The organism is Streptosporangium sp. NPDC049078 (assembly GCF_040648855.1).
Taxonomy (GTDB): Bacteria; Actinomycetota; Actinomycetes; order Streptosporangiales; family Streptosporangiaceae; genus Streptosporangium.
The window spans coordinates 68,368-80,711 of the sequence record NZ_JBEZEL010000012.1 but is presented as its reverse complement, the minus strand read 5'-3'; the positions used below and the strand labels follow the sequence as shown (position 1 = coordinate 80,711).

The following is a 12,344-nucleotide window of genomic DNA, read 5'->3' as shown; positions in this document are numbered from 1 at the left end:
GTCCTGGTCAGGGCGGTCGTCCTGGCCGGGAAGGTCGTCCGTCCACTGCCGCGCCCTCACGTGACGATGATCTTGTATCCCTCGACGCGCAGGGAGCCCAGCACCTCCTCGGAGTGCACCGGCCCCTTGGTCTCCATCTGGAGCTGGACCTCGACCTCCCCCAGGTGCATGCCCAGCCGCCCGTGCACGATGTCGAGCACGTTCGCGCCGAGTTCCGCCAGCCGCGACAGCAGCGCCGCCAGCGCGCCCGGCCGGTCGGAGAGCCGGACCCGCAGGGTGAGATAGCGCCCGGCGGCGGCCAGGCCGTGCCTGAGGACCTTCGCCATCAGCAGCGGGTCGATGTTGCCCCCGGAGAGCACGGCCACCACCGGCGGCTCGAAGACGTGCGGGTGGGCCAGGATCGCGGCCACCCCGGCCACGCCCGCGGGCTCGACGACCTGTTTGGCGCGTTCGAGGCAGAGCACCAGCGCCTGGGAGATCTGGCTCTCGGTGACGGTGACGACGCTGTCGACCAGATAGTGGATCAGTTCGAAGGGCAGCTCGCCCGGACGGCCCACCGCGATGCCGTCGGCCATCGTCGAGGCGGGCCTGACCTCCACCGGATGCCCGGCGGCCAGCGACGCCGGGTAGGCGGCGGCCCTCTCCGCCTGGACCCCGACGATCCGCACGCCCGGCCGCAGCGACTTGACCGCGAGCGCCACCCCGGCCGCCAGACCGCCCCCGCCCAGCGACATCACGATCGTGCCGACCTCGGGCAGCTGCTCCACGATCTCCAGCCCGATCGTGCCCTGCCCGGCGATCACGTCGGGATGGTCGAACGGGTGGATGAACACGGCGCCGGTCCGTGTCGCGTGCTCCCGCGCCCGTTCCAGCGCGACGTCCACGGTCTCGCCCGCGAAGAGCACCTCGGCGCCGTACGACCGGGTCGCGGCCACCTTGGGCAGCGGCGCCCCCAGGGGCATGTAGACCGTCGCCCCGGCGCCGACCAGCCCCGCCCCGAGCGCGACCCCCTGCGCGTGGTTGCCCGCGCTGGCCGCGACCACCCCCCGACGCCGCTCCTGCTCGGTCAGCCCGGCGATCCTGACGTACGCCCCCCGGATCTTGAACGACCCGGAACGCTGCAGGTGCTCGCACTTGAGATGGACGGGCCCGCCGATGATCTCGGAGAGCACGTGGGAATGGAGCAGAGGGGTACGCAGAGCGACGTCGGCCAGCAGCTCACGCGCGGCGACCACGTCGTCGTAGGTCACCTGGGTGCCTGACATGCGGATCATCGTACGACGAGCGCACCCGCAGTCCGGACGGCGCGGTGGTCGCGGGAACCGGAGGTCCGGCACTCTCAAACTCATCGCCGACTTCGGGCGACGAACAGCTCAAGGTCGGCTGAGGTCAGGAGCCGCCGGCCGGTTGGTGGGAGGAGAAGACCAGGACCGAGGCGGTGAAGCCGTGGACGTGGTTGTGGCCGCCCACCGGGCCCACCTCTCCCGCGGCGAAGAACCCGGCCACCCCGATGGGACCCAGGGTGTCGCGGACGGCGACGGCGTCGTGGTCGGCGCTGCCGAACATGGCCGAGCCCCGGCCGTTGCAGGAGAACAGCAGCGCGCCGTCCACCCGGCCGAACTCCGCGCGGTGCGCGTCCAGCAACTCGTACAGGTCCTCGTCGGCGGTGGCGGCGTCGCGGACCTGGAAGCGGACGGTGCGGCCGATCTCGACGACGTCGCCGATCGCCACGGCCTCCCGCTCGGGGTCGATGCCGAGCACGCCCCGGATCAGGAAGTCGCCGCGCTCGTGCTTCTCGGCGTACTCGTCCATCGCGACGCCGATCTGCAGGCCCGAGGCGACCAGGTCGCGGTCGTCCTCGTCCAGGGCACTGACGATCTCCTCCAGCCGCGCCAGGGCGGGCTGCCCGGCGAGTTCGAGCAGGAGGTTGTCCTCGACGGAGGTGACCGTCATCGTCGGGCCGATCGGGCGGCAGCCCTGGCTGACCACGGTGCTGACGTTGAGGGCACCGCTGAGCAGCACCCCGACAGCTCCCTCGGTGTGGATCTCCCCGTCGGCGAACAGCCGGACCGCGCCGCGGCCCTGGATCGCGTTGGCCAGGCCGCCGATCAGGGGAAGGTTCCCCATGACCTCCTCGGAGCGCTCGACGAAGCCGTCGGTGGGGAAGCTGTAGGGATCGGCGAGCAGGATGGCCGCGTGATCGTCGGGGGCGCGGTCGGGCAGACCCACCACCACGAAGCGGTCGTCGGCCCTCAGCGTGTCGAGCGCGAAGGTCGTCAGCCGGGCCCCGCCCAGGGAGGCGGCCCAGGCGCTCACCGCGGGGGTGACCTCGACCCCCTGCCCGTCGCCGATGACCCCGGTGGCGCTGCATCCGAGGACGGCGGCGCCGGGGGCCATGCTCATCGCGCGCAGCCCCGCGCGGGAGACGTCGTCGGGATCGTCGCCGCAGATGAAGAAACAGAGCAGGTCGGCCGGTCCGGACAAGCCGGACAGGGCTTGGCGTACCGCCGCCTCGGCCGCGGAGACCAGATCGGCCCCCACCGCGAGGCCGTCGGCGAAGCGGCTCGTCATCAACGCCACTTGTCTCGCCTCTCCCTCTTGTCCCTCGTCGTGTGGCTCGCCGGAGAGTGTCCGGATCTCGTCCGAAGCCCGTCCTGAAGCCCTGAAGCCTGCCATGAATCGTTGTGAACCGACGTTAGCCGAGAGCGTGAGGCCCGTCAGTGCCGTGCGACCGCGAATGCCGAAGACCCCACGTGGCGGCCCCTTCCGGGGTGCCCCGGCTCCCCGGCGGGGGAACCGGTCGATACCTTGTCTTGGAGCGATTCTCCCCACTGGGGAGACAAGCACTCACGTTGTCCCTCACGCAATCGTCAAGATCCGAAAGAGGGATGAGAGTGCCGGATCGGGCGTTGTGGACGTAGGCTCGGTCCCGTGCCTCAAATCCCAGAGCCACGTACTCTGCGCGAGCTGCGCGCGAGCGGCCATATTCACCGTACGGTAAAGGCCGAGATCCGTGAGAATCTCCTGACCCGCCTGCGGGCAGGAGAGCCGCGGTTCCCCGGCATCGTGGGCTTCGACGACACCGTCCTGCCATACCTGGAGCGAGCGCTGCTCGCCGGGCACGACCTGGTCCTGCTCGGTGAGCGAGGGCAGGGCAAGACCCGGCTGATCCGCACCGTGACCGGGCTCCTCGACGAATGGACCCCCGCCGTCGAGGGCTGCGAGATCAACGACCATCCCTACGAACCCTCGTGCGTCCGTTGCCGCCGCCTGGCCGACGAGATGGGCGAGGAGCTGCCGATCTCCTGGAAGCACCGGGACGAGCGGTACGGCGAGAAGCTCGCCACCCCCGACACCTCCGTCGGCGACCTGATCGGCGACATCGACCCGATCAAGATCGCCGAAGGGCGTACGCTCGGCGACCCGGAGACCGTCCACTACGGCCTGGTCCCCAGGAGCAACCGCGGGGTGTTCTCCGTCAACGAGCTGCCCGACCTGGCGGAGCGCATCCAGGTCTCGCTGCTCAACGTGCTGGAGGAGCGCGACATCCAGGTGAGGGGCTACAACCTGCGCCTGCCCCTGGACATCCTGCTGATCGCGAGCGCCAACCCCGAGGACTACACCAACCGCGGCCGGATCATCACCCCGCTGAAGGACCGCTTCGGCGCCGAGATCCGCACCCACTACCCGCTGTCGATCGAGACCGAGCTGGTCCTGATCCGCCAGGAGGCCGCGCTCGACCAGGTGGGCGCCGACCTGCCCGACCACCTGATCGAGGTGATCGCCCGCTTCACCCGGCTGGTCCGCGAGTCCACCGCGGTGGACGCCCGTTCCGGGGTCTCGGCCCGCTTCTCCATCGCGGCCGCCGAGACCGCGGCCGCCTCCGCCGTACGGCGTGCGGCGCTGACCGGCGAGGATCACGCGGTGGCGAGGGTCGCCGACCTGCCGGGGATCGTGCACACGCTGCGCGGCAAGGTGGAGTTCGAGGTCAGCGAGGAGGGCCGGGAGACCGAGGTGCTCGCGCACCTGCTGCGCAGGGCGGTGGCCGAGACGTTCCGCGGCACGCTCGGCGGCAGCGACCTGAACCCGCTGCTGGAGAAGTTCTCCGAGGGCGTCCAGGTCGAGTCGGGCGTGGCGGTACCCGCGGGCGAGCTGCTGCGCAGGGTCGGCCCCGTTCCGGGCCTGGCAAAGATCATGTCCCAGCTCGGCATCGGCGACGAGTCCCCCGGGCACGCCGCCGCCGCGCTGGAATTCGCCATGGAGGGCCTCTACCTCCTGCGTCGGCTGTCCAAGGACGAGGTGGACGGCACGACGGTCTACCGCACCTGAGGTGTCCGCATGAGCTATCGCTATGGCGAATACCGGGACGGGCCCGACCCGCTCGCCCCGCCGTACGACGTCCGTTCCGCGCTGGACCGGATGGGTGACGCGATCCTGTCCGGCTCCAACCCGTCCCACGCCCTGCGCGACCTGCTCAAGGAGGGCCTGCCGGGCGCGCAGGATCGTCGTGGCCTTGAGGAGCTTCTCCGCGAGGTGCGAAGGCGGCGCCGTGAGCTGCGCGAGCGCGGCCGTATCGACGGCACGCTGGAGCGGGCCAGGGCGCTGCTGGACAAGGCGATCGGCCAGGAGCGGGCCGAACTGTTCCCCGACCCCTCCGACGAGGCCCGGCTGCGCGAGGCGGAGCTGGCCGCTCTTCCCGACGACACGGCGAGCGCGATCCGGGAGCTGGGCGCCTACCGGTGGCGCTCGGCCGCCGCCGGGAAGACCTTCGAGGAGCTGCGCGACCTGCTGCGCAGGGAGGTGCTCGACAGCCAGTTCCGCGGCATGCGGCAGTCTCTGGCCAACCCCGACCCGGCCGCCATGGAGCGGGTCAGGGAGATGATGTCCGATCTGAACGACATGCTCGACCGGGATGCCCGGGGCGAGCACACCCAGGCCGACTTCGAGCAGTTCATGTCGAAATATGGGGACATGTTCCCGGAGTCGCCCCGGAACCTGGAGGAGTTGGTCGACACCCTGGCCCGGCGGGCGGCGGCCACCCAGCGCCTGCTCGCCTCCCTCACCCCGGCCCAACGCGAGGAGCTCGACCACCTGATCGAGCAGACCCTCCAGCAGGCCGGGCTGGACGAGCAGATGCGCCGCCTGGGCGAGTCCCTCCACGCCCGTCGTCCCGACCTGGCCTGGAACACCCCCGAGCGGCTGAGCGGCGACGAGCCGATGGGGATGTCCGACGCCGTGAGCGCGCTGGACGAGCTCGCCGACCTGACCCAGCTGGAGGCCGCGCTCCGCCAGGACTACCCCGGCGCCCGCCTGGACGACATCGACGAGGCGGCGATCCGGCGCGCCCTGGGCCGCTCCGCCGTCGACGACCTGGAGGCGCTCAGGCAGGTCGAGCGCGAGCTGGAGCAGCAGGGCTACCTCCTGCGCCGGCGCGGCAAGCTGGAGCTCACCCCCAAGGCCGTACGACGCCTGGGAGAGACCGCGCTGCGCCGTGTCTTCTCCTCCCTGGAGAGCGGGCGCCGCGGCGACCACGACCAGGTGGACGCGGGCTCTGCCGGTGAGCTCACCGGGTCATCACGGCCCTGGCGGTTCGGCGACGAGCAGCCGATCGACGTGGTCCGTACCGTGATCAACGGGGTCCGGCGCGGCGGGGGCGGCGCGGTGACCCTGTCGGTCGACGACTTCGAGGTCGCCGAGACCGAGCGGCGCACGGCGGCCGCGGTGTGCCTGCTGGTCGACCTGTCCTACTCGATGGCGCTGCGCGGCACCTGGGCCGCCGCCAAGCAGACGGCGATGGCGCTGCAGGCGCTGGTGGCCTCGAAGTTCCCCCAGGACTCGGTGCAGATCATCGGCTTCTCCAACTACGCCAGGGTGCTGCAGCCCGACGAACTGGCGGGGCTGGAGTGGGACATGGTCCAGGGAACGAACCTGCACCACGCCCTGCTGATCGCCGGACGCCACCTGGACCGCCACCCCGACTTCGAGCCGGTCGTGCTCGTGGTCACCGACGGCGAACCCACCGCCCACCTGCGGCGCAACGGCTCGGCGGCCTTCGAGTGGCCACCGACCCAGGAGACGCTGGAGCTGACCCTCGCGGAGGTCGACAAGATGACCCGGCGCAGGGCGACGCTCAACGTCTTCATGCTCGCCGACGACGAGCGCCTGAAGGAGTTCGTGAACGAGGTCGGACGACGCAACGGCGGCCGGGTCTTCTCCCCCGGCGCCGACCGCCTGGGCGAGTACGTCGTCAGCGACTTCCTGCGGGCCCGCCGCACCCGCTGAGACGGGCCCGGGGTGATTGGACTCCCGGCCCGAGGCGGACCAGGCGTTGACGTGTTCCTGCGGGCCCGCCGCACTCGCCGAGGCGGGCCCGGGTCGACGTGGGCTCGCGGCCCGAGGCGGGCTCAGGCGTTGGCGTAGGCGGCGTATCCGTCGAGCGCCAGATCGAAGCCGTCGCGATAGTGGCGGTAGGAGCGGTAGCAGGGCCGCCATGCCGTGCTGTTGCCGACGCCCGCGCGGGCGTCGGCGATCGCGGAGGGGACCCGCTCAGGGGAGGGCAGGAGACCTCCGCCGAGATAGCGGGCGTCGGCGAGGACCGTGGGGGTGGCGGGGTCGCCGCTCGCGTAGCGGCCACGGCGCCAGCCGCTCTCCTCGTCCCAGACCAGCGCGTCGCCGCCGGTCAGGCGAATGGTGACGGTGCGCGGGTCGCAGGGACCCTGCCACCAGCTCTCGACCGCCTCGCCCAGCGCCTCGACGACGAGGCCGGCATAGCGGGACGGCTGGTCGCGCCACTCCTCGGTATACGGCTCAACATGTTTGACACCCACGGCGGGCACTCCCTTGTGCCGTCTTGCTCTGTCTGGTCGAACGCCCGTCCGGCACGACCACGGTTTCACCACCGCCGGTCTCATCACACGGTAACGAGCTCGCCCACGATCCTACTAACGCCTCGGACGTGCTCCGCGCGGAACGCGAAGATCGACAATCGCGTACCGTCAATTCCACCTCTCACCTCAACCGTGACCTTTTCGTGACAACCGCATCGATGTCCGCGCTGTCTACCCGATAAAGGAAGAACACCGTTGTGGAGGGGGAAGAAGTGAGCCCGATGCTCGCGGGAATTCTCGTGGTGCTGATGCTCATCGTCTGCGTCTGTTTCGAGGTGTGCATGGTGCCACACGCGCGCGAGGAGAACGCGATCTCGGACCATGAGCGCGATGACGACCGTCCGGGCAGGTACGACACCGCCGAGGGTGAACCGTCCCTGTCGTGAACGGCGGCGACATCTCGACCACGGGGCCGGTGAAAAGGCGGAGGACGAGGAGCACGTCCGCCCATTCCGCGGAAGACCCTTCAAACGATCATCAAGGAAGGCCACGCCGTCGGGTGACACCGTGCGAGCCGTACCCAGACGAGATCACCGGATACTAATGTCTGGCGCATGACAGACCACCTGCTGCTCTGGTTGCACATCGGTTTCGCGATCTTCGCCCTGGGTCCGATCACCGCCGCCACGATGTCGACTCCCAGATTCATCCGCACCAAGAACGTCGATGTCCTGCGTTATCTCCACAAGACCACGCGCATTTACGGTTTCGCGTCCGTCGGTGTCTTCCTGTTCGGGGCGCTGCTGGGCCGCGAATTCCTTGGAAGGCCGTATCTGTCGGTATCCATGACGCTTTTCATCGTCGCCGCGGTGCTGCTGGTCATGGTGGAGCGGGACCAGCGCACCGCCATCCGGGTCCTCACCAATGAGAGCCCGGACGACGACGCCAAGGTGCAGGTCGGCCGGATCGCCGCCCTCTCCGGCGTGATCGTGCTGATCTGGATGGTCATCCTGGTGCTGATGGTCTGGGGAAGCCCGGCCTGAGCCCGCGTTTTCCCACCGCGCCCCTTTCCTGGCCGCAGCCGTTTCCTGGCCACGGCCGCTTCCCTGCCGCGCCCGTTTCCTGGCCACGGCTGCCCCCTGCCGCGCCCGTTTCCGAACCCGGTGGCCGCCGCCTGCCCGGCGCCGGTTCCCGGCCGGGCGCCCGCACCCGGTCCGGCACCCGATCCCGGCCGGACGCCCGTTCCCGGCCCAGGATCCGGCTCCTGGACCGGCGCCCGCTCCTAGCCCAGCGCCTGGCTGAGGTCGGCCAGCAGGTCGTCGATCGACTCGATGCCGACCGACAGGCGCACCAGGTCGCCGGGCACCTCCAGCGGCGAGCCCGCCACCGAGGCGTGGGTCATCAGACCGGGGTGCTCGATCAGCGACTCCACGCCGCCGAGCGACTCGCCCAGGGTGAACAGCTTGGTCCTGTTGCACAGCTCGACGGCCTCGGCCTCGCCTCCGGCCATCCGGAAGGAGACCATGCCGCCGAAACGCCTCATCTGCTTGGCCGCCACCTCGTGCCCCGGGTGGTCGGCCAGGCCCGGATAGAGCACCGAGGACACCCGAGGATGGGCGAGCAGCAGGTCCACCACCCGTTCGGCGTTCTCGCAGTGGCGGTCCATCCGCACCCCGAGTGTCTTGAGACCGCGCAGCGTCAGCCAGGCGTCGAACGGCCCGGCCACCGCGCCCATCGCGTTCTGGTGGTAGGCGAGCTCCTCGCCCACTCCGGCGTCCCGCGCGACGAGCGCGCCGCCGACCACGTCTGAGTGGCCGCCCACGTACTTGGTGGTGGAGTGCACGACGATGTCCGCGCCCAGCGCGATCGGCTGCTGCAGGTACGGGGAGGCGAAGGTGTTGTCCACCACCAGCAGCGCGCCGCACTCGGTCGCGAGCTGGGCGAGTGCCGCGATGTCGGCGATGCCGAGCAGCGGGTTGGTGGGCGTCTCCACCCAAATGATCTTGGTCTTCTGGGTCACGGCGGCCGCCACCGCCGTCAGGTCGCCCAGCGGCGCCGGGTCGTAGTGCAGCCCCCAGCGCTCGTGGACCTTCGCGAACAGACGGTAGGTGCCGCCGTAGGCGTCGTTCGGGATGATCACGTGATCGCCCGGCCTGCAGATCGCCCGGAGCACCGCGTCCTCGGCGGCCAGGCCCGAGGCGAAGGCCAGACCACGGCTGCCGCCCTCGACGGCGGCCATGGCCTCCTCCAGCGCGGTCCTGGTCGGGTTGGCGGACCGGCTGTACTCATATCCGGCGCGCAACCCGCCCACGCCGTCCTGCTTGTAGGTGGACACCGCGTAGATCGGCGGCACCACGGCCCCGGTGTAGGGGTCGGGTTCCTGACCTGCGTGGATGGCCAGCGTCTCGAATCCTTGGTTCATGGGGTCAACGTTACTCGCGGCGGCGGGTGCCTCAGGGCAGCCGAAACCACCACCTACGGCCCCGCCGCTATTCCGCGCGCTCCCCGCCGATCCGCGAGAGCAGGACCGGGTCGGCGAGCGTCAAGGCCGCACCGACCACGAGCCCGGCGAACAGGAGCACTATCCCGATGATGGTCATCTCTTTCCCCCTTCGACCTCTCAAGCATCGGCGACGAGTTCCCCGCGCCGCTTCCGCTGAAGGACCGGTTCCCCGGGGAACGATTCGGCCGAACGGCCGATATGACCACTCCTCCACGAGGCTTAGGCTCGGTGACCGTGGGAGAGACGAACCGGCTGATCTACTGGGTCAAAAGACTCAGCGAGATCGCTTTGATCGGTTGGCTCGTCCTGCTCCTGCTGATCGAAGTGATGGTGGTCTCGGCCGTCGCGTCGTCGAGGGGCGGCCTCAACCCGGCGATGCTGCTGAGCCTCATGTGCGGCCTGGTGGGCGTCGTGGCGGTGGCGCTACGCCACCGCCGGCGGGTCGGCGGGCTCGTCACCCTGCTGACGGTGTCGTTCCTGTCGTCCCTGATCATCGGGATCACCGACGGCGACGGCAGTCCCGGCGTGGCCGAGATCGGGTCGCTGCTGGTCCTCACCGTCGGCGGGCTGCGCGCGATCGAGCCGGTGCGGCGGGCCGCGCTGTTCTCCCTGGCGACGATGATCGTGCTCGAAACCTCCTCCGTCCGCCTGAACTTCATGAGCGGGGAACCGGCGACGGCCTCGGGCTTCCTGCTCTTCGTCTGCTGGTCCTGCGCCGCCGGTATCGGCGCCTACCTCCGCTTCCAGCTGGAGCGCCGCAGGGAGGCCGTCGACACGGTACGGCGGTCCGAACGCCTGGAGCTGGCCAGGGAGCTGCACGACCTGGTCGCCCACCACATCACCGGGATCGTGGTGCAGGCCCAGGCCGCAAAGGTCGTCGCCGAGCAGAAACCCGAGGCCGTGGTCCCCTCCCTGGAGGCGATCGCGAACGCGGGGGCCGACGCGCTCACCTCGATGCGCCGCCTGGTCAGCGTGCTGCGCGCGGAGGACGGGGCCGCCCGCTCACCGGGCAGCACGCTCATGGACATGCGCACGATGGTCGAGCGTTTCTCCGCCGCGGGCCCCCAGGTCACCTTCGACATCGGCCAGGGCATCGCCGAGGGCACCGTCGCCCCGGAGGTGATGACCACCCTCCACCGGGTCCTTCAGGAGTCGTTGACCAACGTCCGCAGGCACGCCCCCGGCACCGACTGGGTCGAGGCGGACCTGAAGCTCACCGACGGCTCCGACCTGCGCGCCTGGGCCGAGAGCGTACGCGTGAAGACGGGGAACGACCAGGACCCGCGGGCCCGGCGTACCGCCTCCGCCCCGGCGGGCCCCCCGCCTCGCGAAGGCGCCTCACCCACCGGGGGCGCCGTGCGGCTGCGGGTGCGCAACTACGGCTCGTTGGCCGACGTCAGGGTCGCCCGCCTCGGCGGCGGGTTCGGCCTGGTGGGCATGGCCGAGCGCGTCGAGGCTCTCGGCGGCCGTCTGCTGGCCGGCCCCACCCGCTCCGGGGCCTGGGAGGTGACGGCGGAGTTTCCCCTCTGACCCCGCCCTCCCCTGAAGAACGGGCTAGTGGCTGGCGAGGAAGGCGAGCAGGTCCTGCCGGGTGATCAGGCCGACGGGCTTGCCGTCGTCGAGGACGACCGCGGCGTCGGCCTTCTCCAGTGCCTCGACGGCGATGGAGACCGGCTCCCCCGCGCCGATCGTCGGCAGCGGCTGCGACATGTGGGCGGCCAGCGGGTCGGTCGGCCGCACCCGGCCCCGGTACAGGGCGTCGAGCAGATCGCGCTCCAGGATCGAGCCGACCACCTCGGCGGCCATGACCGGCGGCTCCTCCTTCATCACCGGAAGCTGCGACACCCCGTACTCGCGCATGATCGAGATGGCCGTGTCGACCGACTCGTGCGGGTGGGTGTGCACGAACTCCGGCATGCCGGAGCTCTTCTGGGTCAGCACGTCCTTGACCAGGCCCTCCTCACTGGAGGTGGTGAGGAAGCCGTAGTCGGCCATCCACTCGTCGTTGAAGATCTTCGACAGGTAACCACGTCCGCCGTCGGGCAGCAGCACCACGATCACGTCGTCCGGCCCGGCCCGCTCGGCCACGCGCAGCGCCGCGACCGTCGCCATCCCGCAGGAGCCGCCCACCAGCAGCGCCTCCTCACGGGCCAGGCGGCGGGTCATGGTGAAGGAGTCCTTGTCGGAGATCGCGATGACCTCGTCGCAGATCGTGGTGTCGTAGTTGGCCGGCCAGATGTCCTCGCCGACGCCCTCCACCAGGTACGGCCGCCCGGTGCCGCCTGAGTAGACGGAACCCTCGGGGTCGGCTCCGATGATCTTGACCCGGCCGCCGGAGACCTCCTTGAGGTAACGGCCGGTGCCGCTGATCGTGCCCCCGGTGCCGACGCCCGCCACGAAGTGGGTGATCCTGCCCTCCGTCTGGTCCCAGATCTCCGGCCCTGTGGAGTGGTAGTGGCTCTCGGTGTTGCGCGGGTTGGAGTACTGGTCGGGCTTCCAGGCGTTCGGCGTCTCCCTGGCCAGCCGGTCGGAGACCGAGTAGTAGGAGTCGGGGTGGTCGGGGGAGACCGCCGTCGGGCAGACCACGACCTCGGCACCGTAGGCGCGCAGAACCGAGATCTTGTCCTGGGCCACCTTGTCGGGCACCACGAACAGGCAGCGATATCCCCGCTGCTGGGCCACGATGGCGAGGCCGATCCCGGTGTTACCCGAGGTGGGCTCCACGATCGTGCCCCCGGGACGCAACTCTCCCGACTGCTCGGCGGCGTCGATCATCCGGACCGCGATGCGGTCCTTCACCGACCCTCCAGGGTTGAAATACTCCACCTTCGCCAGCACTTGGGCGGAAATGCCCTCTGTCACCTTGTTCAGTCGGACGAGAGGGGTGTTGCCCATCAGTTCGACAAGCGAGTCATGTACGCGCACCGGGATATCACCTCGAAATACCAAAGCTCGGTCGGCTTGTTGTCGTAATCGCCGCGATCCCCGTAGGGGTGGCAGGGACTCGGCTGTGT

At 70.4% G+C, this 12,344-nt stretch carries 10 protein-coding genes; 5 read left to right on the top strand and 5 right to left on the bottom strand.

Annotated features, from left to right (window positions below):
- Positions 1–56: 56 nt before the first annotated feature.
- Together ilvA and AB0B90_RS21520 are read right to left on the bottom strand one after the other, a co-directional pair.
- Positions 57–1,265, bottom strand: a complete 1,209-nt coding sequence (gene ilvA / locus AB0B90_RS21525; RefSeq protein WP_350949979.1) for a threonine ammonia-lyase — start codon at positions 1,263–1,265, stop codon at positions 57–59.
- 124 nt (positions 1,266–1,389) lie between these two features.
- Positions 1,390–2,571: an FIST N-terminal domain-containing protein gene (locus AB0B90_RS21520; protein ID WP_350950017.1), complete on the bottom strand. Its 1,182-nt coding sequence runs from the start codon at positions 2,569–2,571 to the stop codon at positions 1,390–1,392.
- Positions 2,572–2,931: 360 nt separating this feature from the next.
- On the opposite strand from AB0B90_RS21520, the gene AB0B90_RS21515 reads away from it, so the two are divergent.
- Both AB0B90_RS21515 and AB0B90_RS21510 read left to right on the top strand, forming a co-directional pair.
- Positions 2,932–4,329, top strand: a complete 1,398-nt coding sequence (locus AB0B90_RS21515; protein WP_350949980.1) for a sigma 54-interacting transcriptional regulator — start codon at positions 2,932–2,934, stop codon at positions 4,327–4,329.
- A gap of 9 nt (positions 4,330–4,338) precedes the next feature.
- Positions 4,339–6,282: a hypothetical protein gene (locus AB0B90_RS21510; protein ID WP_362924267.1), complete on the top strand. Its 1,944-nt coding sequence runs from the start codon at positions 4,339–4,341 to the stop codon at positions 6,280–6,282.
- Positions 6,283–6,404: 122 nt separating this feature from the next.
- Here the strand turns inward: AB0B90_RS21510 and AB0B90_RS21505 are convergent, their stop codons facing one another.
- Positions 6,405–6,827, bottom strand: a complete 423-nt coding sequence (locus tag AB0B90_RS21505) for a DUF6292 family protein (RefSeq protein WP_350949982.1) — start codon at positions 6,825–6,827, stop codon at positions 6,405–6,407.
- Between the two features lie 272 nt (positions 6,828–7,099).
- Between AB0B90_RS21505 and AB0B90_RS21500 the strand changes: the two genes are divergently transcribed.
- Together AB0B90_RS21500 and AB0B90_RS21495 are read left to right on the top strand one after the other, a co-directional pair.
- On the top strand, positions 7,100–7,273 hold the full coding sequence (locus AB0B90_RS21500) for a hypothetical protein (protein WP_362924265.1): 174 nt from the start codon (positions 7,100–7,102) through the stop codon (positions 7,271–7,273).
- 168 nt (positions 7,274–7,441) lie between these two features.
- Positions 7,442–7,870, top strand: coding sequence for a hypothetical protein (locus AB0B90_RS21495; protein WP_350949984.1), 429 nt, complete (start codon positions 7,442–7,444; stop codon positions 7,868–7,870).
- 239 nt (positions 7,871–8,109) lie between these two features.
- On the opposite strand, the gene AB0B90_RS21490 is transcribed toward AB0B90_RS21495, so the two are convergent.
- Positions 8,110–9,249, bottom strand: coding sequence for a cystathionine gamma-synthase (locus tag AB0B90_RS21490; RefSeq protein WP_350949985.1), 1,140 nt, complete (start codon positions 9,247–9,249; stop codon positions 8,110–8,112).
- 315 nt (positions 9,250–9,564) lie between these two features.
- On the opposite strand from AB0B90_RS21490, the gene AB0B90_RS21485 reads away from it, so the two are divergent.
- On the top strand, positions 9,565–10,860 hold the full coding sequence (locus AB0B90_RS21485) for a histidine kinase (protein ID WP_362924263.1): 1,296 nt from the start codon (positions 9,565–9,567) through the stop codon (positions 10,858–10,860).
- 24 nt (positions 10,861–10,884) lie between these two features.
- Here the strand turns inward: AB0B90_RS21485 and AB0B90_RS21480 are convergent, their stop codons facing one another.
- Positions 10,885–12,255, bottom strand: a complete 1,371-nt coding sequence (locus AB0B90_RS21480) for a cystathionine beta-synthase (RefSeq protein ID WP_350949987.1) — start codon at positions 12,253–12,255, stop codon at positions 10,885–10,887.
- Between the last annotated feature and the right edge of the window lie 89 nt (positions 12,256–12,344).

Excerpts from the sequence above, each read along its gene's own strand:
- ilvA (WP_350949979.1), bottom strand. The coding sequence starts at position 1,265 with ATGTCAGGCACCCAGGTGACCTACGACGACGTGGTCGCCGCGCGTGAG.
- AB0B90_RS21520 (WP_350950017.1), bottom strand. The coding sequence starts at position 2,571 with ATGACGAGCCGCTTCGCCGACGGCCTCGCGGTGGGGGCCGATCTGGTC.
- AB0B90_RS21510 (WP_362924267.1), top strand. The coding sequence starts at position 4,339 with ATGAGCTATCGCTATGGCGAATACCGGGACGGGCCCGACCCGCTCGCC.
- AB0B90_RS21495 (WP_350949984.1), top strand. The coding sequence starts at position 7,442 with ATGACAGACCACCTGCTGCTCTGGTTGCACATCGGTTTCGCGATCTTC.
- AB0B90_RS21490 (WP_350949985.1), bottom strand. The coding sequence starts at position 9,249 with ATGAACCAAGGATTCGAGACGCTGGCCATCCACGCAGGTCAGGAACCC.